Origin of the sequence: Caulobacter sp. Root655 (assembly GCF_001427665.1) — a bacterium.
In the GTDB taxonomy this organism is placed as follows: domain Bacteria; phylum Pseudomonadota; class Alphaproteobacteria; order Caulobacterales; family Caulobacteraceae; genus Caulobacter.
The window spans coordinates 233494-256092 of record NZ_LMHC01000027.1; the positions used below are offsets into that span (position 1 = coordinate 233494).

At 68.1% G+C, this 22599-nt stretch carries 24 protein-coding genes and 1 tRNA gene; 12 read left to right on the plus strand and 13 right to left on the minus strand.

Annotation, left to right across the window (positions count from 1 at the left end):
* Positions 1-3 precede the first annotated feature (3 nt).
* Positions 4-567, plus strand: a complete 564-nt coding sequence (gene rsmD / locus ASD79_RS22750) for a 16S rRNA (guanine(966)-N(2))-methyltransferase RsmD (RefSeq protein ID WP_056725938.1) — start codon at positions 4-6, stop codon at positions 565-567.
* Positions 568-658: 91 nt separating this feature from the next.
* Here rsmD and ASD79_RS22755 read toward each other — a convergent pair.
* Positions 659-734, minus strand: a tRNA-Ala gene (locus ASD79_RS22755).
* Between the two features lie 124 nt (positions 735-858).
* On the opposite strand from ASD79_RS22755, the gene ASD79_RS22760 reads away from it, so the two are divergent.
* The 3 genes from ASD79_RS22760 (at position 859) to ASD79_RS22770 (ending at position 3429) form a co-directional block, all read left to right on the plus strand.
* Positions 859-1179, plus strand: a complete 321-nt coding sequence (locus ASD79_RS22760; protein ID WP_156400638.1) for a YggT family protein — start codon at positions 859-861, stop codon at positions 1177-1179.
* Positions 1180-1183: 4 nt separating this feature from the next.
* Positions 1184-1474, plus strand: coding sequence for a DUF167 family protein (locus tag ASD79_RS22765; RefSeq protein WP_056725942.1), 291 nt, complete (start codon positions 1184-1186; stop codon positions 1472-1474).
* A 245-nt stretch (positions 1475-1719) separates the two neighbouring features.
* A complete protein-coding gene (locus ASD79_RS22770) occupies positions 1720-3429 on the plus strand; it encodes an ATP-binding protein (RefSeq protein WP_082585070.1) in 1710 nt (569 codons plus the stop codon).
* Between the two features lie 131 nt (positions 3430-3560).
* Here the strand turns inward: ASD79_RS22770 and ASD79_RS22775 are convergent, their stop codons facing one another.
* From ASD79_RS22775 to ASD79_RS23590, 5 genes are all read right to left on the minus strand, one after another.
* Entirely contained in the window at positions 3561-3995 is a 435-nt protein-coding gene (locus tag ASD79_RS22775) for a very short patch repair endonuclease (RefSeq protein ID WP_056725948.1), read from the minus strand.
* Positions 3992-5194, minus strand: coding sequence for an NAD(P)/FAD-dependent oxidoreductase (locus ASD79_RS22780; protein ID WP_082585071.1), 1203 nt, complete (start codon positions 5192-5194; stop codon positions 3992-3994). Before ASD79_RS22780 ends, ASD79_RS22775 begins: the two co-directional genes overlap by 4 nt.
* Positions 5195-5221: 27 nt before the next feature.
* Entirely contained in the window at positions 5222-6208 is a 987-nt protein-coding gene (cysK, locus tag ASD79_RS22785) for a cysteine synthase A (RefSeq protein ID WP_056725951.1), read from the minus strand.
* 124 nt (positions 6209-6332) lie between these two features.
* On the minus strand, positions 6333-7139 hold the full coding sequence (locus ASD79_RS23585) for a helix-turn-helix domain-containing protein (RefSeq protein WP_156400639.1): 807 nt from the start codon (positions 7137-7139) through the stop codon (positions 6333-6335).
* Positions 7093-8277, minus strand: a complete 1185-nt coding sequence (locus ASD79_RS23590) for a DNA cytosine methyltransferase (RefSeq protein ID WP_082585081.1) — start codon at positions 8275-8277, stop codon at positions 7093-7095. Before ASD79_RS23590 ends, ASD79_RS23585 begins: the two co-directional genes overlap by 47 nt.
* Positions 8278-8323: 46 nt before the next feature.
* Here ASD79_RS23590 and ASD79_RS22790 point away from each other — a divergent pair, with 46 nt between their 5' ends.
* Together ASD79_RS22790 and ASD79_RS22795 are read left to right on the plus strand one after the other, a co-directional pair.
* On the plus strand, positions 8324-8761 hold the full coding sequence (locus ASD79_RS22790) for a COG3650 family protein (RefSeq protein WP_056725953.1): 438 nt from the start codon (positions 8324-8326) through the stop codon (positions 8759-8761).
* Positions 8762-8868: 107 nt separating this feature from the next.
* Positions 8869-10098 (plus strand): MFS transporter, encoded by a 1230-nt coding sequence (locus ASD79_RS22795; protein ID WP_056725955.1) that lies wholly within the window; start codon positions 8869-8871, stop codon positions 10096-10098.
* A gap of 28 nt (positions 10099-10126) precedes the next feature.
* Here the strand turns inward: ASD79_RS22795 and ASD79_RS24795 are convergent, their stop codons facing one another.
* Together ASD79_RS24795 and ASD79_RS22800 are read right to left on the minus strand one after the other, a co-directional pair.
* The gene (locus ASD79_RS24795) at positions 10127-10264 is read right to left on the minus strand and encodes a hypothetical protein (protein ID WP_200952348.1); all 138 of its coding nucleotides are present in this window, start codon (positions 10262-10264) and stop codon (positions 10127-10129) included.
* A 197-nt stretch (positions 10265-10461) separates the two neighbouring features.
* A complete protein-coding gene (locus ASD79_RS22800; RefSeq protein WP_056725957.1) occupies positions 10462-11649 on the minus strand; it encodes an acetyl-CoA C-acyltransferase in 1188 nt (395 codons plus the stop codon).
* 505 nt (positions 11650-12154) lie between these two features.
* On the opposite strand from ASD79_RS22800, the gene ASD79_RS22805 reads away from it, so the two are divergent.
* Entirely contained in the window at positions 12155-14539 is a 2385-nt protein-coding gene (locus tag ASD79_RS22805; RefSeq protein ID WP_082585073.1) for a TonB-dependent receptor, read from the plus strand.
* A gap of 191 nt (positions 14540-14730) precedes the next feature.
* On the opposite strand, the gene ASD79_RS22810 is transcribed toward ASD79_RS22805, so the two are convergent.
* The 5 genes from ASD79_RS22810 to ASD79_RS24170 form a co-directional block, all read right to left on the minus strand.
* Positions 14731-15426: a TPM domain-containing protein gene (locus ASD79_RS22810; RefSeq protein ID WP_056725961.1), complete on the minus strand. Its 696-nt coding sequence runs from the start codon at positions 15424-15426 to the stop codon at positions 14731-14733.
* The gene (locus tag ASD79_RS22815; RefSeq protein ID WP_235524566.1) at positions 15426-16232 is read right to left on the minus strand and encodes a YgcG family protein; all 807 of its coding nucleotides are present in this window, start codon (positions 16230-16232) and stop codon (positions 15426-15428) included. The genes ASD79_RS22810 and ASD79_RS22815 overlap by 1 nt, the downstream gene beginning before the upstream one ends.
* Positions 16233-16386: 154 nt before the next feature.
* Positions 16387-17037: a LemA family protein gene (locus ASD79_RS22820; RefSeq protein WP_056725965.1), complete on the minus strand. Its 651-nt coding sequence runs from the start codon at positions 17035-17037 to the stop codon at positions 16387-16389.
* Between the two features lie 224 nt (positions 17038-17261).
* On the minus strand, positions 17262-18560 hold the full coding sequence (locus ASD79_RS22825) for an acyl-CoA dehydrogenase family protein (protein WP_056725967.1): 1299 nt from the start codon (positions 18558-18560) through the stop codon (positions 17262-17264).
* A gap of 97 nt (positions 18561-18657) precedes the next feature.
* Positions 18658-18978 (minus strand): hypothetical protein, encoded by a 321-nt coding sequence (locus ASD79_RS24170; protein WP_156400640.1) that lies wholly within the window; start codon positions 18976-18978, stop codon positions 18658-18660.
* Between the two features lie 172 nt (positions 18979-19150).
* Here ASD79_RS24170 and ASD79_RS22835 point away from each other — a divergent pair, with 172 nt between their 5' ends.
* The 5 genes from ASD79_RS22835 (at position 19151) to ASD79_RS22855 (ending at position 22565) form a co-directional block, all read left to right on the plus strand.
* The gene (locus ASD79_RS22835) at positions 19151-19576 is read left to right on the plus strand and encodes a hypothetical protein (RefSeq protein WP_056725970.1); all 426 of its coding nucleotides are present in this window, start codon (positions 19151-19153) and stop codon (positions 19574-19576) included.
* Positions 19577-19649: 73 nt separating this feature from the next.
* Positions 19650-20855 carry an FAD-binding oxidoreductase gene (locus ASD79_RS22840; protein ID WP_056725972.1) on the plus strand — a complete coding sequence of 402 codons (1206 nt, stop codon included), beginning with the start codon at positions 19650-19652 and terminating at the stop codon, positions 20853-20855.
* 205 nt (positions 20856-21060) lie between these two features.
* Positions 21061-21396 carry a hypothetical protein gene (locus tag ASD79_RS22845; protein ID WP_056725974.1) on the plus strand — a complete coding sequence of 112 codons (336 nt, stop codon included), beginning with the start codon at positions 21061-21063 and terminating at the stop codon, positions 21394-21396.
* Positions 21397-21547: 151 nt separating this feature from the next.
* A complete protein-coding gene (locus ASD79_RS22850) occupies positions 21548-21799 on the plus strand; it encodes a hypothetical protein (protein ID WP_056725977.1) in 252 nt (83 codons plus the stop codon).
* A 211-nt stretch (positions 21800-22010) separates the two neighbouring features.
* On the plus strand, positions 22011-22565 hold the full coding sequence (locus ASD79_RS22855) for a F0F1 ATP synthase subunit delta (RefSeq protein WP_056725979.1): 555 nt from the start codon (positions 22011-22013) through the stop codon (positions 22563-22565).
* The last annotated feature ends 34 nt before the right edge of the window (positions 22566-22599 follow it).

A 22599-nucleotide genomic window follows, 5' to 3' on the forward strand; every position in this document is an offset into this window, starting at 1 on the left:
AGCGTGCGCATCGTTTCCGGCCAGTATCGCGGCAAGGCCATCGTCACCCCGCCGGGCGACACCACCCGTCCGACCTCCGACCGCGCCCGCCAGGCGGTGTTCAACATCCTCGAGCACGCCGCCTGGGCGCCGCCGCTGCACGGCGCGCGGGTGATCGACCTGTTCGCCGGCTCCGGGGCCCTGGGCCTGGAGGCGATCTCGCGCGGCGCGGCCTTCTGCCTGTTCGTCGAGACCGACGACGCGGCGCGCGGCGCGATCCGCGAGAACGTCGACGCCTTCGGCCTGTTCGGCCAGACCCGCGTGCACCGCCGCGACGCCACCGACCTGGGCCTCCCCCCGGCCAGCGCCGGCGGGCCGTTCAATCTCGCCTTCCTCGACCCGCCCTACGCCAGGGGCCTGGGCGAGAAGGCCCTGGCCCAGCTGATCGCCGGCGGCTGGCTGGCCCCCGGCGCGATCGTGATGCTGGAACGCGGCCGCGACGAGCCCGACCCGACGCCCGAAGGCTATGAGCGGCTCGACGCCCGCGACTACGGCGCGGCGCGGGTGTTCTTCTTCCGGCTGGGGTAGGGGCGGGAACGATCGCCGGGGCCAGTGCCGGAGTCCCGGCGGTCCGCCTGAAGTCTGGATTTTCCTGGGGCAATCCAATCCGCGAAGGGATTGGTGGAGCCGAGGGGAATCGAACCCCTGACCTCCTCATTGCGAACGAGGCGCTCTACCATCTGAGCTACGGCCCCAAGGAAGCGCGGGAATACGGCGGGTCGGCGGCCGCGTCAAGCGGCGGAATCGAGCGCTGGGGCGGCTTTGCTTGCCAGGGCCGTCAAGGCGCGGCAAGAAGCGGGGGACTCGGACGGGAAACCCATGGCCGCCATCATTCACTTCGTTTTCTTCATCGTCGCCGCGCTGCTTAGCCTGCTGTGGTGGGCGATCATCATCTCGGCGATCCTCAGCTGGCTGGTGGCGTTCGACATCGTCAACCTGCGCAACCGGGCGGTCTATCAGATCAGCACCTTCCTCGACCGGGTGACTGGTCCGATCCTGCGGCCGTTCCAGCGGATCATCCCGCCGCTCGGCGGCGTCGATCTCAGCGCTATCGTCGTGCTGCTGATCATCACCGGTATTCAGCGCTTCATCCTGCCGTCGCTGCAAATGAGCCTGCTGGGCCTGGTCGGCGGCTACTAGGCGAATGCGTCTGGCGGTCCGCCTCACCCCGCGCGGCGGGCGCGAGGCGATCGACGGCTGGGCGGTCGACGGCGGGGGCCGTCCCTATCTGAAGGTGCGGGTGGCCGCCCCGCCGGTCGAGGGCGCGGCCAACGCCGCCCTGCTGGCCTTCCTGGCCAAGACCCTGGGCCTGCCGAAATCGGCCCTGACCCTGGCTTCCGGGGCCGGGGCTCGGCTCAAGCTGATCGACATCGCCGGCTGCGACCCGTCGTCGCTGGAGAAGGTCCTGGGCCCGCCGCCCGCGGCCGGCCGCTGACACGGCTGAGCAAGGCGCGATCGAGAATCTCGCCCAGACTGGCGAGCGCGACCTGAATCTCCCACCTGGGGTGACGATCAAGGGCATGTCCTGTCTGATGGACGCCGATGGCGGGTGAAAGAATCACGTTCTTTCACCACCTCTTAGCCTAGTCGTTCCATGATATGGGCCATTTCCAGCGCGCCGCGAAGGCGGCGTGGTCACCCGGGGGCGGCGTGGACAGCAAGGAACATCGATCGGCGGAGATGCGGGTGGCGATCGCGCGTCGGGGCAATACCTTCCTGCGCGTCATGGCCGCGCTGATCATCGCGCTGATCCTGCATGTCTTCATCGATATGGGCTGGATCTGGATCTGGGCCGGCGTCTACGCGGCGAGCCAGATGGTCGAGCTGTGGCTGGGCAGGGGACTGACCCAGCGGCTGGAGGCGGGCGTTCGCGACTGGCGGCGGACCGCGATGAGGGTGATGCCGGCCGTCACCTCGACGATCTTCGGCTTCGTGTCGCTGCCGCTGTTCGCCTCGCACGAACGCTTCGCCCCCACCTTGGGCGGCTTGGTGCTGGCCGGGGCCCTGCTCAACGTCGTCGTCGTCAACGGCAGCCTGCGGTCGGCGACGATCTCGGCCGCCGCGCCGCACGTGGTCTATCTGCTGATCGTGCCGCTGGTGGCCCGGGCGGCCAATCCCCACGCCCCCCTGGCCTACGCCCTGTGGTTCGGCGTCATCCTGCTGATCGTCTCGGTGGCGGTGGCCAGCCGCACCCTGGAAAAGGCGCTGACGGCCGAGGCCGCCGCCAAGGACGAGGCCGAGCGCCGGCGCCATGAGGCCGAGGAGGCGGTGGCCGCCAAGTCGGCCTTCGTGGCGATGATCAGCCACGAGCTGCGCACGCCGATCAGCGCCATCCTGGCCGGGGCCGCGCGGCTGCACAGCGACGTGCCCGACGTGAGCTCCAAGATTCACGCCCAGCTGATCGGCGACGCCGGGGCGATGATGCGCACCCTGCTCAACGACCTGCTGGACCTGTCACGCCTGGACGCCGGGCGGATGGCGGTCGAGAAGGCTCCGTTCGACCTGCGCCAGTCGATGGCCGACACCCTGCGCCTGTGGCGTCCCGACGCCCAGAGGAAGGGCCTGCGCCTGCGGGTCGAGGGCGCGGCGCATCTTCCGCGGTGGGTCGCGGGCGATTCCATGCGCCTGCGCCAGGTGCTCAACAACCTGCTGTCCAACGCCATCAAGTTCACCGCATCGGGCGCGGTCACCGTGCGCCTGGCGGTGCGCGAGGACGGCGGGCGGATGCTGTTCGAGGCCGTCGTGGCCGACACCGGGCCCGGCCTGTCGGACCAGCAGCTGGGCCGGCTGTTCACGCCGTTCGACCAGCTGACCTCGGCCGTGGTGCGCGAGCACGGCGGCTCGGGTCTGGGCCTGGTGATCAGCCGCGAACTGGCCCGGCTGATGGGCGGCGACCTGACGGTGACCAGCAAGCTCGGCAAGGGCTCGCGCTTCCGCCTGGAGATCCAGGTCGAGCCCGCCGAGACCGAAGGCGACCGGGCCGGCGGCGCGGCGATCGACGGGGCGCGGGTGCTGGTGGTCGACGACCACGTGGTCAATCGCCGGGCTCTCGAGCTGGTCCTGCAGTCGTTCGGCATCCAGCCCACCCTGGCCGAGTCCGGCGAGCGGGCCTTGGAGCTGCTGCATTCGGAGGTGTTCGACGTGCTGTTGATGGACGTCTACATGCCTGGCATGGACGGCCGCGACGCCACGCGGCAGCTGCGGGCGGGCGACGGTCCCAATCGCGACATCCCGGTGATCGCCGTCACCGCCTCGGCCACCCCCAAGGATTGGGAGGCCTGCCGCGCGGCCGGCATGAACGCCCACGTGGCCAAGCCGATCGACCCCAGCCAGCTGCACGCGGCGCTCAGCGAGGTGCTGCCGACGCGGGCGGAGCGGGCGGCGGCTTAAAATTCCTCCCCCTGTGGGGGAGGTGTCGGCGAAGCCGACGGAGGGGGGAGAGGTCTGACCCCTAGCCCTTTCGCTATCGTCTCATAACTCCCCCCACCGGCCTTCGGCCGCCTCCCCCACAGGGGGAGGACTTAGTTCTTTGCGGTTTCGTCCAGCAGGACAGATAGCCTTTCCCGCAACCCCTCCCGATCCTTCATCTCACACTCCCACACCGTCTCCACCCGCCATCCCATCGCGGTGAGGTCGCCGACGTTGCGTCCGTCCCGCGCCCTGTTCCGCGCCACCTTCGCCAGCCAGTATTCCCGGTTGGCCTTGGGAACCCGCGCGCCCCGGGCGCAGTCGTGGCCGTGCCAGAAGCAGCCGTGGACGAAGATCGCCAGCTTGCGCCCCGGCATGACCACGTCCGGTGAGCCGGGCAGGTCCTTGCGGTGCAGGCGGTAGCGCGCGCCCAGGTCGGTGAGGATCCGGCGGATCAGCTGCTCCGGCTTGGTGCCCTGGCTCTTGACCCGGGCCATCACCGCCGAGCGCTTGGCGGGGTCGTAGACGTCGGTGGTCTTGGGAGTCATGGCCTCGTAACGCGCGGGAAGCGGCCCAGGCGCAGGGTCCCGGTCAGCAGCCACGCCGCCATCTGGCGCGCGCCGGGAAGGCCCGACATCGGGGTGAACAGCCAGTCGCGGACCGTCGGCCAGAAGCCGCCATGCGACTGGAACAGCGGCGTCAGGGCCTTGGAGGCCACATGGTAGAGGGCGGTGTGGCGACGGCGATCGGCCTGCCAGGCGCCGAGGCTGACGGCGACCGGCCGGCTGTCGCGCCCCAGCCGCTCGACCAGCTCGACGGCGTCGACCAGGGCCAGGTTGGCGCCCTGGCCCAGCTGCGGGCTGGTGCCGTGGGCGGCGTCGCCCAGCAGGGTGCAGGCGCCGTGGTTCCAGCGGCCGACCGAGACGTCGCGGTAGAGGGCCTTGGAGAAACCGCTCCAGTCGTCGCGTTCGGCCAGCAGGGCGGCGAGGTCGGGCCACAGGGGCGTGAGGCGCTGGTCTCGCCAGGCGGCGAAGTCGCCGGCCAGGAACCCGTCGAGCCCGGCCACCGGCACGGACCAGAACAGCGCCAGGCCGCGCGGCGTCGTCCCGTCTGGATCGCGGCCGACCGGCAGGGCCCCGACCATCACCTCGGCGCGGTGGTAGATCTGCCGCAGGGCCCCGCCGAACTGGTCACCCGGATCGGCCACGTGGGTCCAGACCGCGCCCCACGGATAGACCGGGGCGCGGGCCTTGGGACGCAGGGCGGCGCGGAGTGGCGAGGCCGAGCCGTCGGCGATCACCGCCAGGTCGAAAGGGCCGAACATCCGCCCCATGACGTCGTGCAGGATCGGCCGGGCGGGGGTCTCGACCCGGACGACGCGGGCGCCGGTGACCACCGTGACGCCGGCCTCCGGCAGGGCGTCGTGCAGGGTCTGGAACAGCACGCCGCGATGGATGCCGACCCCGTGGGCGCCGGGCTTCCAGTCGTTGTAGTCGAGGTCCATCACCCGCCGGCCGCGGCTGTCCTTGCCTTCCAGCTTGCCGACTACGGCCCCGGCGGCGCGGACCTGCTGGTCGAGCCGCAACGCGCGGAGGGCCGCCAGGCCCGTCGGCTGGAGGAGCAGGCCCGAGCCCAGCGGGCGCGGGGCCTCGAAGGCCTCCAGCAAGGTGACCTGGTGGCCGGCGCGCGCCGAGGCGAGGGCGGCGGCCATGCCGCCGACCCCGCAGCCGACGATGCCGACCTTCACGCGCCCATCTTCAAACTGGGGCCAGGATCAGAGGCCCTCGAACAGCGCCGTCGAGAGGTAGCGCTCGGCGAAGCTGGGGATGATCGCCACGATCAGCTTGCCGGCGTACTCGTCGCGCAGGGCCAGGTCGAAGGCGGCGGTCAGGGCCGCGCCCGAGCTGATGCCGACCGGCAGGCCCTCGATGGCGGCGGCCTTGCGGGCCATGGCGAAGCTGTCGTCGTTCGACACCTGGATGATCTCGTCGATCACCCCACGATCGAGGATGCCCGGCACGAAGCCGGCCCCGATGCCCTGGATCTTGTGCGGGCCGGGCGCGCCGCCCGACAGCACGGCCGAGGCCTCCGGCTCGACGGCCACCATTTTCAGGCCCGGTTTGCGGGCCTTCAGCACCTGGCCGACGCCCGAGATGGTACCGCCGGTGCCGACGCCCGAAACCACGGCGTCCACCGCCCCGGCGGTGTCGTTCCAGATCTCCTCGGCGGTCGAGACCCGGTGGATCAGCGGGTTGGCGGTATTTTCGAACTGCTGGGGCATCACCGCGCCGGGGGTGGCGTCGATGATCTCCTGGGCCCGGGCCACGGCGCCGCGCATGCCCTTCTCGGCCGGGGTCAGCTCCAGCTTGGCGCCGAGCAGCAGCAGCATCTTGCGGCGCTCGATCGACATGCTCTCGGGCATGACCAGGGTCAGCTTGTAGCCCTTGGCGGCGGCCACGAAGGCCAGGGCGATGCCGGTGTTGCCGCTGGTCGGCTCGACGATCGTACCGCCCGGCTTCAGCAGGCCCTTGGCCTCCAGATATTCCACCATCGCCACGCCGATGCGGTCCTTGACCGAGGCCAGCGGGTTGAAGAACTCCAGCTTGGCCACGACCGTGCCCTTGGGCTTCAGTTCGGCGGTCAGGTTGGGCAGGCGGACCAGCGGCGTGTCGCCGACCGTGTCGAGGATGGAGTCGTAGATCTTGCCGCGCCCACTGCGCTTGAACCGCGCGGCGTCGTAGATCGAGGAGGCGTCGTCCATGGGAAGTCTCGCTAGCAGGAGGTGGGGCCGGCCCTTGGCTGAAAACCACCTTAGGCCGTGGGATTTGACGTGTCAGCGGGTCATTCGGCGGCGATCGCCGCAGTTTTCCTGAAGGTCACCCCGCTCAGGGCGTAAAGGAATCCAGCTCGAAATGTCGCATACGGTCGAGGACTGCGAGATCTCGTTCAGAAAGGAGTTTCAGTAAATCTCCTGGACGTATCTTTGCGGATTGGCCGCTGTATCGAAAAAATATATCTCCGGCCTTCACTTCGTTTGTGTAATCAGACATTATCAATACTGGCTTGGAATTCGACATCGAAACGCATATAGCTACTATGAGGGTGCCGCTCATCTCAAACAAGACTCGGTCCCATTCAATTGCGGGACAAAGAAGTTCCTTGCATTTGTCACCAATAGCTCTGAGCGATTCTTGATCCTCGACACCGTTGGTGATGCCAATAATCTCACGGTTGTCAGATATTCCGAAGTAAATACAGCCTCCACCGGCATTTGCAAAAGACGCGATGGCGCGTACTATTTTTGCAATTCCTTCCTTCGTGGTTGGCAGTGTCCTTTTGATTTCTATATCGGAATTCTCAAAAGAGAATTGTGGTCTCAGCCATTCCTGAAGCTTGGATCGCAATTGTGTGGGGGAATTGGGCTTAGATAGTTGATTGTCTATCGAGGGTGGGGGTTCATTGACCCGAGATTCCATGTACTGCGCAAGTTCATGGGGGCTGGCTTCGAGAACATCTGGGCCAATTTTTCCTGCGTTTATTTCGCTTATCGCCGCCGGTGATATGATTCTTCCGGGGCGGACGAAATAAGACATCATCTCATCGCGTTTGAGATTCTTGGTCACCATTGCCTTTATGAGGGCGACTTCAAAATCCTGAAGCCCGCGACCTAGGCCGTTTTTCAATCTTGCCAACTGGGCTCTCCGCGACAGTGGTAGGATAGAGAAGACGTTCGAGCACGTGTGTTTTGATCCATTTTACGACGTCCACGACAACTCCATCGCCGATGACGTGAAGCGCCGAAATCGTGCTCTTCGGGAGCTTGTAGGTATCGGGCAGTCCCATCAGGCGCGCGCCTTCACGGCTAGAAATCAGTCGGCTGCGAATTCTCTGATTCTCCACAATCACTAGGGATTGCCTTGACGAGCCGCCGCTTGGTACGCGGAGGCAACCAGCTATGCCATCAAACCGAACCTCAAGGCGTTGATGCTTCTGCCCATTCTCTTGGCGCATACGTCGGAACGCAGCTCCCACCTTTCTCCCAGGCAGTGCTGCAAGTTCCTCTACCCGTGTGCGATGGGAAGGTCCCATTAGGGCCAAGAACGTGTCTGACTGAGACTCGTTGTGCCAGTGGACCTCTGAATCCTCCTCAAGAACTGAAGCTAGGTCGGTGTTTCGAGGCGGAGGCAGCGGCAGGTTCCACCACAGCCATTTTGCCCGCAAGTGGGATGGCAAGCGGGCAAAAGCCATGCAAATCCCCGTCGTCTGAAACGAACAACTTCCCAAAATGGCAGGAGGTGGTGGTTCTCTCGTGGCTATCACGAACACCCTAGGACGGGACTGTGGAACGAACTTCGCCGCATCAATTTCGATCGCCCCGAACGCGTATCCTTGGTCTGCTAGTGCTTGGCATAGCGCCTGAAAATCCTTCCCCCCGTGAGAAGTCAGGAGGCCGACTACATTTTCGACAACAATAGTGCGCGGTGCGCGACCCTCGGCGCTCAACGCCTCCATCAGCTTCCAGAAGCCGAAGAAGGCCGAGGAGCGGCCGCCTTGCAGGCCTGCCCGCGCGCCCGCGAGGCTGAAGTCCTGGCACGGGCTGGAGGCCCAGGCCAGGTCGGCCTGGCCGGGCAGGTCGGCGGGAGCGATCTTCCAGACGTCGCCTTCGTGGAAGTGGTCCGCCGCGCCCGGGTGGTTGTCGCGGTAGGTGGCGGCCTTCACGGGGTCGAAGTCGTTGGCGAACGCGCAAGTCCACGCCTCGCCCAGGCCCAGGCGGGCCATGCCGCCGCCGGCGAAGAACTCGTAGAAGACGGGAGAAGCGTTCCGATTCATCGCCGGAGAGTCTAGCGTGAGCCGCCACACCAGGGATAGCGCCGCCATGCTTCGTTCCGTCGCCTGTTGTCTGATCGCCGTCCTGCTCGCGGCGTGCGGGGAAGCCCCGATGGGCGCGTCCGAAGGCGCGTCGACGGCTCCGGCCGACGCGCCGGCCTCGGCGCCGCCGGGGCCGGATTTCTCCGGCGACTTCAACCTGGTCGGGACCGAGCCGTTCTGGGGCGGCAAGATCCGCAGCCAGGGCCTCAGCCTGTCGCGGCCCGACCAGCCGGAGGTCAGCGCGGCCAATGCCGGCGTGCATGTCGAGGGCGATGTGGGGGTCTGGGGCTCCGGCCACCTGGTGATCAGGCTGACGCCGGAGGCCTGTTCGGACGGCATGTCGGATCGCCAGTACAGCCACCGGGCCGAGGTGACGTTCAACGGCGAGGTGCTGAAGGGCTGCGCGGCGACGCCGGAGGAGCTGGCGCGCCAGCCGAGACCGTAGGGCGGGCTGGCCGAACAATCGTGAGGTCGAGCTTCTGAACGGATCAAGTTCTGGCCGCGTCCGGATTCCGCCAGCCACCGGAACTCGTCGCGTCTAGCCTCGCGGCCATGACCCCAGCGCAGAACAACCCAAACCCTCCTTCCCAAAGTCTCGTCGGGACCCAGGTCCTGTTTCTCGCAGCGGCGGCCGGCGTGGCGACCTCGACGAGCTATACGGTTCAACCGGAACTGAGTCGCATAGCGCAGGATCTCGGCGCCTCACTGGCGGCCACCAGCGCGGCGGCGGGCCTGCCCATTCTCGGCTATATGATCGGCCTGGCGCTCCTGGTGCCGCTTGTCGACCACGTGCCGGCCCGGCGGCTTTTATCCGCCCAGCTCGCCCTTCTGGGTCTCTCCCTCGGCCTCGTCGCGATCGCCACCAACGTCGCGGCTTTCGGGGCGGCGCTGCTGGCCTCGGGAATTTGCGCGAGCACCGGCGCGCAGATGAGCACCTTGGCGGGCAAGCACTCGCCCGCCAGCCGGCGCGGCCGCGCCCTTGGAGCCGTCACCGCGGGAATATCGGCCGGCGTGCTTCTCGGTCGACTGGTGGGCGGCGGGTTGGCCGATTGGGTGGGCTGGCGCGCCATGCTGCTGATCGTCGCCTGCCTTTGCCTCGCCTGCGCCCTGGGAGGTCGTGTCCTGCTTCCACGAACCATCCCGCATCGCGATGGACCCTATTTCGCCACGCTTGCGTCCATGCCGCGACTGTTGCTCACCCATGCCGAGCTTCGGGCGGCGGCGCTGTCGGGCGCGCTATGGTTCTTCGCCTTCAGCCTGGTCTGGATGGGCCTGTCGCTGGCGCTCGCCCTGCCGCCGCTCGCCCTGTCGCCGACAGCCATCGGCCTGTACTCGCTCGCCGGGGTGGCCGGCATCGTCGCCACCCGCGTCGCCGGACAGCTCGCCGACAAGTTCGGGAGCGGGCCGGTCGTGCTCGCCGGCCTGGCGCTGGCGCTGCTCTGCGCCTTGGTGATGCCGCTCATCCTGGGCGTCGCGCCCTTGATGCTGCTGACGCTCGCCTTGTTCGACACGGGTCTCTTCTCAGCTCAGGTCGCCAACCAGCGCCGGGTCCTGAGCCTCGACCCACGGCGGCCGGCTCCGCTCAACAGCGTCTACATGGTCACCTATTTTGTCGGCGGGAGCCTTGGCACGGCGGTTGGCGGCCCGCTGGTCTCGAGCCTGGGCTGGCCCGCCGTCGGGATCACGGCGGCCATGGCGATCGCGGCGGCGGGGGCCATAGGCTGGGCCAGGCGACGGACATTGGCGAGGCGGCCCGAAGCGCTCCAGCAGGACGCGTCCTAGCTAGCCGTTCGTCAGGGTTCCGCTCGGATCAGCGCCCCACGTCCATCAACTCGTAATGGCCTCGCGCGTCCGGGTTCTGGTTGTGGCCGCTGGGGACGGGCAGCAACAGGCCGATCGAGACGGCGGCGGCGGCGAGGAGGACGAACAGCGACTTGACGGCGGCCATGGCGGCGGATCCAGCTTTTCCCGATCGCGCGCTTCCGGCGGGTGATCGGCAACAAAGATGGTTGCGGATGCCGGGCGTTCAAGGCCTCGCCCTCATGCACGGCCAAACGAAAGACGCCGCCGGGCGCGAACCCGGCGGCGTCTGGTGGTCCGGACGGGGACAGGCGCATGCGCCTGTCCCCAATCGTTGATCTGAAATCAGAAGATTTCAAACAGACCCGCCGCGCCCATGCCGCCGCCGATGCACATGGTCACCACGCCCAGCTTGGCGCCGCGGCGCTTGCCTTCCAGCAGCAGGTGGCCGGCGCAGCGGGCGCCGGTCATGCCGAAGGGGTGGCCGATGGCGATCGAGCCGCCGTTGACGTTGTACTTCTCCGGGTCGATGCCCAGGCGGTCGCGGCTGTAGAGGCACTGGCTGGCGAAGGCCTCGTTCAGTTCCCACAGGTCGATGTCGTCGACCTTCAGGCCGTGGCGCTCCAGCAGGCGCGGCACGGCGAACACCGGGCCGATGCCCATTTCGTCGGGTTCGCAGCCGGCGACGGCGAAGCCCTTGAACAGGCCCAGCGGCTCGAGGTTGCGGCGGGCGGCCTCCTTGGCGTCCATGATCACCACGGCGGCGGCGCCGTCCGACAGCTGGCTGGCGTTGCCGGCGGTGACGAAGTTGCCCTCGCCCATCACCGGGGCCAGCTTGGCCAGGCCTTCGAGGGTGGTTTCCGGACGGTTGCACTCGTCCTTGGTGACCACGTAGTCGACCAGGCTCTCTTCCTTGGTCTCCTTGTTGACCACCTTCATCTTGGTGGCCATCGGCACGATCTCGTTGTCGAACAGGCCGGCGGCTTGCGCGGCGGCGATCCGCTGTTGGCTACGCAGGGCGTATTCGTCCTGATAGTCGCGGGCGATGTTGTAGCGCTTGGCGACGATGTCGGCGGTGTCGATCATCGCCATCCATAGGGCCGGCTTCTCGCGCATCAGCTTTTCTTCGGTGATGTGGAAGCGGTTCATGTGGCCGCCGCCCTGCACCAGCGAGATCGACTCGACGCCGCCGCCGATGGCGACGTTGGCGCCGTCGTTGCGGACGTAGTTGGCGGCCGTGGCGATGGCCTGCAGGCCCGAGGAGCAGAAGCGGTTGATGGTCTGGCCCGAGGTGGTGACCGGCAGGCCGGCCCAGATGGCGGCGTTGCGGGCGACGTTCATGCCGGTGGCGCCTTCGGGACCGCCGCAGCCCAGGGCCACGTCTTCCACTTCGCCGCCGTCCAGGCCGGCGCGCGACACGGCGTGCTGGATGGCGTGGCCGGCCATGGCCGCGCCGTGGGTGTTGTTGAAGCCGCCGCGGTTGGACTTGGCCAGACCGGTACGAGCGTAAGAGACGATGACCGCTTCGCGCATTGGGCGCACTCCCCGTTAAACGTTAGTTTGAATTTGCGGACACCCTAGACTCGGATTTCCGCGAGCGAAAGGTCACGCGAACGTAAAGCGACGGCGGCCAGGAGGCCGGCGCGGGCGTCGCGCCCAGGGTTGGAACGACCGGCCCGCTCCGAGCGTCCCCGTCCCCCGCTGGGTGCTCGAGGAAATCAACCCCAGATAGTGATGCGGTTGTCCGGCGGATCCTGCTCACGGCGCGGATCTTTGGAGATCGTTCTTCCGAACGCTGATCAGGGCGTGACACCGGTGTCTCGGGGAAATCGCGGTAAGTGCTCTTCGGAATTGCGATATTTTCGAAACGTCCTTGCCGTGGGGTGCGGATGTGAGTCGGCAAAGACACAAAGACCAGGCCTTGGCCCGGCCGCCCGCTCAATCGACGTTGACTTTGTCAGGCGCAGGCAAGAACGCTGGGGTTGCGGCCGGGCCTGGCTCAGAGACCGCCAAGAATGATGTCTGGGAGGAAAATCACATGAGCCTTGGGACTCGTCGTCCGCGCGCGCGTCACGCGCTGCTGGCCGCAACCTCGCTGGCGACCCTGGTCGCCCTGCCGACCTTCGCGGCGGCGCAAGACACCAGCGCCGTCGAGGAGATCATCGTCACCGCCACCAAGCGGGACGCCACGATCCAGGACATCCCGTTCTCGATCAACGCCCAGACCCAGGCCGACATCCAGAAGTCCGGCGCGGTGACCCTGGAAGACCTGTCGCGCAACGTGGCGGGCCTTTCGATCCAGAACCTTGGCCCGGGCCAGAGCCAGGTGTCGATCCGCGGCGTGTCGGCCGGCCAGGTGGTCCGCGACCAGCCGGGGGTCAAGGAGCAGGTCGGGGTCTATCTCGACGAGTCGGTGATCTCGCTGTCGCTGTTCACCCCCGACGTCGACCTGTTCGACCTCAACCGGGTCGAGACGCTGCGCGGCCCGCAGGGCACGCTGTTCGGCTCGGGCTCGGTGGGCGGCACCATCCGTTACATCACCAACCAGCCCAAGATCGGGGCCTATGAGGGCGTGGTCGAGGCCAACGCCAACGTGCTCAAGGGCGGCGACGTCGGTGGCTATGCGAAGGGCGCGGTCAATATCCCGGTCTCGGACAAGGTGGCCCTGCGCGCGGTCGGCTATCACACCGAGTACGCCGGGTTCATCGACGCCCTGGGCGAGGGCGGGACCCGCAAGAAGAACGTCAACGACGGCAGCCGCAGCGGCGGCCGGCTGTCCTTGCTGTTCAAGCCGACCGAGGACATCAGCATCACGCCTCGGGTCGTCTACCAGGAAATCAAGGCCGGCGGCTTCAACCGCCAGGAAGTCTTCAACCTGTTCGCCAACCCCTACACCACCACCCGCCCGGCGATCACCCTGGGCGAGCGCGAGCAGTACCTGCTGCTGGACGAGAGCTTCAAGGACAAGACCTTCCTGGGCGACCTCACCGCCTCGTTCGGCCTGGGCTCGGTCGACCTGACCTCGGTCACCAGCTATATCGACCGCAAGATCGCGCTCGACCGCGACGCCAGCTCCCTGACCGGCAGCGTCTCGGTGGACCTGGGCTTCCCCGCCGCCGCGGTGAGTTTGCCGTCCAAGCTGGTCGACACCACCGACCTGGAGCAGTTCTCGCAGGAACTGCGCCTGAGCTCGAACGGTGACGGCCCGTTCCAATGGGTGTTCGGCGGCTTCTATTCCAAGGTCGACCGGGTCTACAACCAGCGCCTGCCGACGCCGGGCTATGACGCCTATACCGACGCCGCGCTCGGGGCCGGCACCTCGGCGGCGGTGGCCAACGGCTTCCCGGCCAACTCGCCCTACAACGCCTCCCTGCCCTACAACATCAAGCAGAAGGCCCTGTTCGGCGAGGCCAGCTACAAGCTCGACCGCCTGACGGCGACGGTCGGCGGCCGCTATTACGACTTCAAGGAAAACCGCCGCTTCACCTCGGGCGGCCTGTTCGCCAACGGCGACGACCAGGTCGACAAGACCGCCTCGGACGGCTTCACGCCCCGCGTGCTGCTGAGCTACGAGGCCACCGACCAGGTGACCTTCAACGCCCAGGCGTCCAAGGGCTTCCGGCTGGGCGGGGTCAACGATCCGCTGAACCTGCCACTGTGTTCGCCGGCGGACGAGGCGATCTTCGGCGGCTTCCAGTCCTACGACGACGAGACCCTGTGGAACTACGAGGGGGGCGTGAAGTCGCGGTTCGGCGCCGTCACCATCAACGCCGCCGCCTTCTATACCGACATCAAGAACCTGCAGACGACGCTGGACGCCGGCTCGTGCTCCTCGCGCGTGGTGTTCAACGTGCCCAAGGCCCACACCAAGGGCGTCGAGCTTGAAATCTCCGCGCGGCCCGCGTCGGGTCTCCAGATCGGCCTGTCGGGCAGCCTGGTCGAGGCCGAGTTCGATTCCACGGTGCGGGACGGGACCGGCGCGGTGATCGGCGGCATCCGCGAGGGCAACCGCCTGCCGTCGGTGCCCAAGTTCCAGGTGTCGCTCAACGCCACCTACACCCACCGGCTCACCGACACGATGGAGGGCTATGTCAACGCCTCGGTCCAGCACATCGGCAACCGCTTCACCCAGGCCAGCGACCAGGAGAACAATCCACGCTCCTTCGTCTCCGGCCTGCCGTTCGGCGGCGCGACCGGCAACAACGCCACGGTCGTCAACCTGCAGCTGCCCAGCTACGAGCTGGTCAATTTCAGCGCCGGCCTGAACCTGGACAACGGCGTCGACGTGATCGCCTACGTCAACAACATCTTCGACGAGAACCCGCTGCTGTCGTTCGACCGGGAACGCGGCGGACGGGCCCGCCTCGGCTACTCGGTCGGCCAGCCGCGCACGATCGGCATGACGGTGCGCAAGACGTTCTAGGAAGAAGCTAGCCCTCTCCCAGAGGGAGAGGGAGGGCCCCGACTGCGAAGCAGTTGGGAGGGTGAGGGGTTTAGACGCCGGGGATGTTCGCACCGGTCGGATTTGATACGGCGTGACCCCTCATCCTCCCACGCCTGCGGCGCGGGCCCCTCCTTCTCCCCTCCGGGAGAAGGTTCAAAAAACGCGCTCCGCTACCTCGGCAGCACCGTCAGGCCATCGGGCAGTTCGTTGGCGTCGCCGGGGCGGGGCGGTACGTGGGCGGCCAGGATGGCGCCGGTCCGGGCCACGGCGGCCACGAAGCCGTCGGCGATCGCCCCGCGCCTGAGGCCGGCCACGAGGTCGGCGACCACCTCGTCCCACACCGTGTTGGGCGCGGCGGCGTAGATGCCGTCGTCGGCGATCACCTCGACGCGGTGCTCGGCCAGGGCGGCGAAGATCAGCACGCCGGTGCGGTCGCGGGTCAGGTGCAGGTCCTTGGCCAGGAAGTAGTCCAGGGCCGCCTGGCGCACCCGGGCCTTCTTCAGCGGCGCGGGGACCAGGGACCGGCGCACGGCGGGGATCGCCACCAGCAGGGCCACGACCACGAAGGTCGCCGCCTGCAGGCCGACATAGGTCAGCAGGGCCGACAGGATCGCCCCGTCATGGGCGGCGGCGTGGCCGACGCTCCAGCCGCCGAACAGCCGGGTCAGCATCTCGGGCCGGAAGCCGGCCAGCAGGGCCAGGGCGGGCAGCAGCAGGGCCGCGCCGAACGCCCAGACCAGCGGCAGGTGGCGGTCATCGCCGACCTCCGGGGCCAGCACGCAATAGATCTCGCCGGCCGTGGCCTTCTCGGCGTCGGCCACCGCCTGGGCGATGCGGTCCCGGTCGGCCTGTGAAAGGGTCTGCATCACCAACTCCCCGAGGATCCGCCGCCGCCGAACGAGCCGCCGCCGCCGGAGAACCCTCCGCCGCCGCCGCCGCTGCCGCCGCCCCAGCCTCCACCCCCGCCGCCTCGACCGCCGCCGCCGCTGAGCAGAGCGTTGAGGATGATCCAGGGCAGGGCGCCGGTCAGGCCGCTGCGCCGGGCCGGGCGGCTGAACAGGGCCATGACGATCAGCACCCCCACGATCAGGACGATGACCACCGGGAACGGCGAGCCGCCGCTGTCGTCGCGGGCGCTGGCCGGGACGTCGAAGGCCTGCTGCGCCTTGGCCTTGGCTTGGTCGTCGGGCAGGGCCAATTGCTGGATGACGGCGTCGGTCCCGTCGACGATCCCGCCTTCCAGGTCGCCGGCCTTGAACTTCGGGAGCACGGCGGTCTGGATGATGACGCTGGACAGGGCGTCGGTGAGGATCGGCTCCAGGCCGTAGCCGACCTCGAGGCGCACCTTGCGCTCGGTCGGGGCGACCAGGAGGATGACGCCGCTGTTCTTGCCCTTCTCGCCGATGCCCCAGGCGCGGCCCAGCTGGTAGCCGTAGTCCTCGATCTCGTAGCCCTGCAGGCTGGGCAGGGTGACGACCACCAACTGGCGGCCGGTGGTCTGTTCGAGACTGGCCAGCTTGGCGGTCAGGCCGGTCTCGACCTGCGGCGACAGGACGTTGGCGTTGTCGACCACCCGGCCGGTCAGTGGCGGGAAGGTGGGGGCGGCGAGGGCCTGTCCGGCGAGCAGCGCGAGCGTCACCAACGTCAGCAGGGCGGCAATGAAGCTCCTCACCCGTGAAACGGGGGAGGTGGCGCGATGCGAATACGCATCGTGACGGAGGGAGCGTCTGGCGGAAGCGGTGGGGACGCCCCCTCCGTCACGGCGCTGATGGCGCCGCGCCACCTCCCCCGACTTGCGGGGGAGGAGAAGAGGGAACGCGCCCAACCTACTGGGCCGGCGCCGACTGAGGCCCGGTGTTCACGGTCGGGGCCGGGGGCGCGCTGAAGTCGACGCTGGGCGCCGACTGGGCGGCGGCCGTGGCCTGGAACAGCTGGGCCGGCTTCTGGCTGCCGTACAGGGTCTTGGCCCAGATGATGCTGGGGAAGGTGCGCAGGGTGGTGTTGTAGGTCTGGGCCGCCAGGTTGTAGTCGCGCCGGGCAATGGCGATGCGGTTCTCGGTGCCTTCCAGCTGGCTCTGCAGGGCCAGGAAGTTCTGGTTCGACTTCAGGTCGGGATAGCTTTCCTGGATCATCATCAGCCGGCCCAGCACGCCCGACAGCTTGTCCTGGGCGGCGGCGTACTGCTGGAACTGGGCCGGGTCGCTGATGGTCGAGGCGTCGACCTTGACCTGGGTGGCGCTGGCCCGCGCCTCGGTGACGGCGACGAGCACGCCCTTCTCCTGGGCGGCGTAGCCCTTCACCGTATTGACCAGGTTGGGGATCAGGTCGGCGCGGCGCTGGTACTGGTTCTGGACCTCGGCCCAGGCGGTCTTGGTCGCCTCGTCCTGGGTGGGGATGGTGTTGACGCCGCAGCCGGCCAGCAGGGCGGCGAGCGCGACGACGGGGGCGAGACGGGCGATCGTTTTGAGCATCCGCATGGAAGTCCCTTCGAGCCTGTTTGGATCCGGCGTCGCCGCCGTGATGTCGATCCCCGCACACTAACGACGAGCTTCGGGCGGATGCAAACGGGATGATTGTAGGCGACGTGCGTCCTTCGAGGCCCGCTTCGCGGGGCGCCTCAGGATGAGGAACTCAGAAGTCCCCCAACGCTCCTCATCCTGAGGTGCGAGCCGAAGGCGAAGCCTCGAAGGACGCAACGCGCCTAAACCCCCGCCTCCGCGAACGCCGCCTTGCGCGGCCCCATGTAGCCGAACAGCCAGGCGGCCACCTTGCGCATCTGGATCTCCTCGCTGCCCTCGGTGATCCGGTAGCGGCGGTGGTGGCGGTAGATGTGCTCGAACGGCTTGTGGCGCGAATAGCCCAGGCCGCCGTGCACCTGCATGGCCCGGTCGGCGGCCTCGCAGACCAGCCGGTTGGACCAGTAGTTGCACATCGACACCTTGTCGGAGAGCCGCTTCTCGACCTCCGGCTTGGTCATCTGGTCCATCTCCCAGGCGGTCTTTCGGATCAGCAGGCGCAGCATCTCGGCCTGGGTCGACAGCTCGACGATCGGGAACTGGATGGCCTGGTTCTCGGCCAGCGGCTTGCCGAACGGCTTGCGCGCGCGCGCGTACTTGATGCTCTCTTCTATGCAGAAGGTCGCCGCCCCCAGGCTGGAGGCGGCTTGGCGGATGCGGTTCTCGTGCACGAAGTGCTGCGCCAGGGCCAGGCCGCCGCCCTCGGGCCCGAACATCGCCTCGTCCGGGACCCAGACCCTGGTGAAGCTGACCCTGGGGTGATCGGTCGGCATGTTGAAGGTCCAGAGGTACTCCTCGATCTTCACGCCGGGCGCGTGGGCGGGGACCAGGAAGCAGGTGATCCCCTTGGCCGCGCCGTCCTCGCCGCTGGTACGGGCGAACAGGGCGCAGTGGGTGGCGGCGTGCATGCCGGTGGTCCACATCTTCTCGCCGTCGATCCGCCAGCCCGGGACGCCGTTGTGATCCTCGCGGACGGCGCGGGTCTCCATGAAGGTGGCGTCCGAGCCGTGCTCGGGCTCGGTGAGGCCGAAGGTCGGGCGGAAGGCGTGGCGGTCCAGCATGTCGGGGATCAGGTGCTGCTGGTCGGGTCGGCCGAAGTCGCGGATCATCAGCACGAAGGGATTGTTGCCGACGATCGAGTGCTCGTTCTGCAGGTCGTTGAACAGGCCCAGGCCCTTGGCCGCCAGGTGCTCGCGGATCACCGCCATCCACAGGTTGGAGCCGTCCTGGCCGCCGTATTCGCGGGGCAGGGCGAAGCGGTAGTGGCCGGCGGCGTCGGCGATCCCCCGCGCCTTGCCCAGAAGTTCCTCCCACTCCCGGCGCGGCAGGCCGCCGCCGTCCCAGTCGGTGCGGGCCCATTCGCGGCGGTGGTCGAAGAAGCGCTCGTTGTCGTGCTGCGCCTGCAACGGCGCGATCTCGGCGGCGATGAAGGCGTCGAGCGTCGCCAGATAGGCCGTCAGTTCCGGCGGCAGGTTGAAATCCATGGCCGCGTCTCCCTAAAAGCTTTCACGGACCATGCGCCTGGCGATGAGCCGTCGCCAACCGTGACGTGAGGGAATGCTCGCCCGACGGCCTTGGATTCTAGGCGCCGAGGATGGCGATGATCTCGATGTTCGGCTCAGACCCGCCGCAACTGGCGGGGATCGCCGGGTTGTACTGCACCTCGACCGGCAGGCGCGAGGCCAGCGCCGTCAGCGCGACCGAGAGCATGCTGTCGCCGTCGCTGGTCGAGGGCAGGCGGAAATAGAGGATCGAACCGCTGTCCAGCTTGAGACCGACCATGCGGCAGGAGGCGTTTGTCCGGCCTTCGGCCCGTATCACCGTGCCGCGTACGACCGTGGCCTGGGCCGAGGAGACGGCGAGCCCAAGGACGGCGAGAAAGACAAGAGCGGTGCGCAACATCCAGGCGGCCTTTCAGCTTCAGCGTGTTTGTAGGCGCGGACAATCCAGGGAAACAAGGGGCGGCGGCCGCGTAGCAAGCGAATCTGCCCTGCGACTGTCCGCCGCTACGTCTGACGTCACGGAACGCGCGGGCTTTAACCGGAGCGACAGCTTTGGAGTTCAGGGTTCGGCCATGATCATGATGATCGCCTGCGCCGTCCTGGGAGCCGCGCTTGGTCTCTACGCCAAGCCGCGATGGCTGGGCGTGGCCGTCGCCCTGTTCCTGGCGGGCGCCGTCGAGGGCGGCCAACTGCTGGTCATCCAGCTGATCGCCCACCAGCCCAATCGCGAACGGCTGATCGAACACCTGCAGGCGATCTTCGGCGCGGGCGTGCTCGGCGCCGTCGGACCGCTGGCGGCGGCCCTGATCGGCGGCGGACTGGCGGCGATCATGGGCAAGGTCATGGACGGCGACGGTCCCGGCCACGCCGTCAACGCCGACGCCATTCGCCGCAAGGTCGGCAAGAACGGCCGCTATGCCCGAATGGAGGGCATGGTCGAGGAGCGCCGGATCCACGCCAGGGCCGAGAGCCGCATCGACAAGATCCTCGACCTCTAGTCGCGTTCGCCACTTGGCGCGGCGGGGATCGTCCCGCTAGGTTCCTCCCGTGGTGTTGACCCAGGGGGCGCGTATGACCGAGGCGAGAACGAGCAACCGGCGGGCCGTGCTGGCGGCGCTGGGCGGTCTGGGCGCGACCAGCCTGGCCGGCTGCGTTTCGGCGGGCGGCGCCAGGCCGCTGGTGACGGCCAAGGCGCCCGGCTTCGTCGTGCCGCCGCTGGCTCCGCTGCGCATGAGCGCCGACCGCATCACCAAGATCACCGTCTGCCTGCGCCCGTTCCGCGCCGCGGGACCACGCCTCGACGTCGAAACCGTTGGCGACAAGCGCGTGGTCCACAACTACGGCCACGGCGGCAGCGGCTGGTCGCTGTCCTGGGGCTCCAGCACGATCGCCACGGCCAAGGCCATGGAAGGCGGCACGAAGGACGTCGCGGTGATCGGCTGCGGCGCCCTGGGCCTGACCTCGGCCCTGCTGCTGCAGCGGGCCGGAGCCAAGGTGACGATCTATGCCAAGGAGCGTACGCCCCAGACCCGCTCGTTCCGCGCCACCGGCACCTGGTCGCCGGACTCCCGCGTCGCCGACGCCGACAAGGTCGCGCCTGGCTTCCCGGCCCTGTGGGAGAAGATGGCCCGCACCTCCTACGCCACCTACCAGACCCTGCTGGGCCTGCCCGGCGAGCCGGTGTCGTGGAGCGACCGCTACACCTTGCTCGAGGGCGCCGCGACCAGCCCCCGGGGACCGCGCCCGCCCGGGTCGGTGCATTTCGCCGAATATGGCGAGCGGCTGCGCGACATCGTGCCGGGCTTCCACGAACTGTCGGCCGGCCAGCATCCGTTCCCGGTCGACCGCGTACGGCACGGCACGTCAATGCAGTTCAACGTCACCGACCTGGCCCACCAGCTGACCAACGACTTCCTGCTGGAAGGCGGCAAGATCGAGACCATGACCTTCGACACCCCGGCCGACCTGGCGCGGCTGAAGCAGCCGGTGGTGGTCAATTGCACCGGCTATGGCGCGCGGGCCCTGTGGAAGGACGAGACGATCACCCCGGTGCGCGGCCAGATCGCCTGGCTCGCCCCGCAGCCGGAGGTTCGCTACGGCGTCTTCTATCGCCACGTCTCGGTATTGCCTCGGCCCGACGGCATCGTCGTGCAGCAGGTGGGCGACAGCGACATGTGGGGCTACGGCGTCGCTGACGAGCGCCCGGACCGGGCCGAGGCGGAAGCGGCGGTGGCGACCATCGCGGCGCTCTACGGGACCACGCTCGCCGGCGCCTGACGGGCCCGTCTCATAAAAAAATGCTCACGCGAAACAAATTCGCTTGCGCAATTTCTGAACACTGATATCTAAGCAGTGCTTAGTTCTGATCCGAAGCGTCGGTGGGGATACCGATGCTGACATCCCCGGGTCCGGGCGACCAGTATCTAGCGTTTCGCCGATCATCGATCATTCCACAACTTCCCCGTATGCTGGAGGGCTCATCATGAAGCTCCGCACCCTGGCGGCTTGCGCCGCCCTGTCCGTATCCATGTTCGCCGGCGCCGCCCTGGCCGACGGCCGTGTCGCCGCCGCGCTGGAAAACCCGGTCGCCGCCAAGACCAAGATCGTCGCCGGCGGCGCTGTGTTCGTCTGCGAAGGCGCCGAATGCGTTTCGACCGCCGCCCCCTCGCGCGCCATGACCTCCGCCGCCTGCAAGTCGCTGGCCAAGGAAGTTGGCCGCGTGTCGGCTTTCGGCGGCGAAACCAAGTCGCTGGACGCCGACGACCTGACCCGCTGCAACGGCGCGGCCAAGGGCGGTTCGGCCATCGCCGCCAAATAGGGTCTACCCCAGTAACCGGACGCGTTGGGGCGCCCTAGCCCCGTCCGGCTGTTTCCTCGAACATTCGCCTGATGGGGCGGCGGGCCGGTCCTGCCGCCCTTTTTCTTTGGCCCCTTCATCTCTCCGGAGCTTGGGCCTAAGGGACTGATCCATGACCGCCTCGACCGCTTCCCTGCTTGAAACCGCCCTGCGCGACGTCGCCGGCCCGGCTGCCCTGCCGACCTCGATCACCATCGATTACGGCGCCCTGGCCCACGAGGCCGCGCTGGCCGCACCGGCCGCCCGGGCCTGGGTCGAGCGCTCGACCCGCAGCCTGGTTTTCGTCCAGGCCGAGGTCCGCGCCGCCGACGGCGCCCTGGTCGCCGCCGCCTCGGCGGTGTTCCGTAGGGTCACCGCCAGCTAACGCACCGCTTTTACGAAACCCCGGCCACCCTTACGTGGCGGCCTTGGTTGCGACTGCGAAGGGCCCGTGTTATCAGGCGCGCGGCTTCGGACAGGGCAGCGCGTCAGCGCCGGCCGTCCATGCGCTTTTCTAGAGCGCGCTCAAGCCTTTAAGCCGGGATGGGGGTTAATCTTCTCGTTCGCGGCGATTGCAAACGCACCGGGCGGAACAAGTGGCGGACGAAACCAAGGCGACGGATGCGGGTCAGCGCTATGCGCAGTCCCTGTTCGAACTGACGATCGAGAGCAAGCAGCTGACCCAGGTCGAGGCCGACCTGAAATCGCTGCGCGCCATGGTGGCCGAGAGCGCCGACCTGCGCCGCCTGATCGAAAGCCCGGCCTTCTCGGCCGAGGACAAGGCCAAGGGTCTGACCGCCGTCGCCGCCAAGGCCAAGTTCCAACTGCTGACCGCCAAGTTCCTGGGCCTGGTGGCCAGCAACGGCCGGACCGGCGACCTGATGGGGGCCATCAGCGCCTTCGTCGAACTGTCGGCCGTCCATCGCGGCGTCGTCACCGCCGAGGTGGTGACCGCCAGCGCCCTGACCGCCGCCCAGCTGAAGGGCGTCTCCGCCGCCGTCAGCACGGCCCTGGGCAAGACCCCCGAAATCTCGACGCGCGTCGATCCGTCCATCCTGGGCGGCATCAAGGTGCGTGTCGGTTCCCGCCTGTTCGACGCTTCGCTCCGTTCGAAGCTCGATTCCCTGAAATTCGCCCTGAAGCGCGCCTAAACCTCTATAAGCGCGTCAAAAGATAAAAATCGCA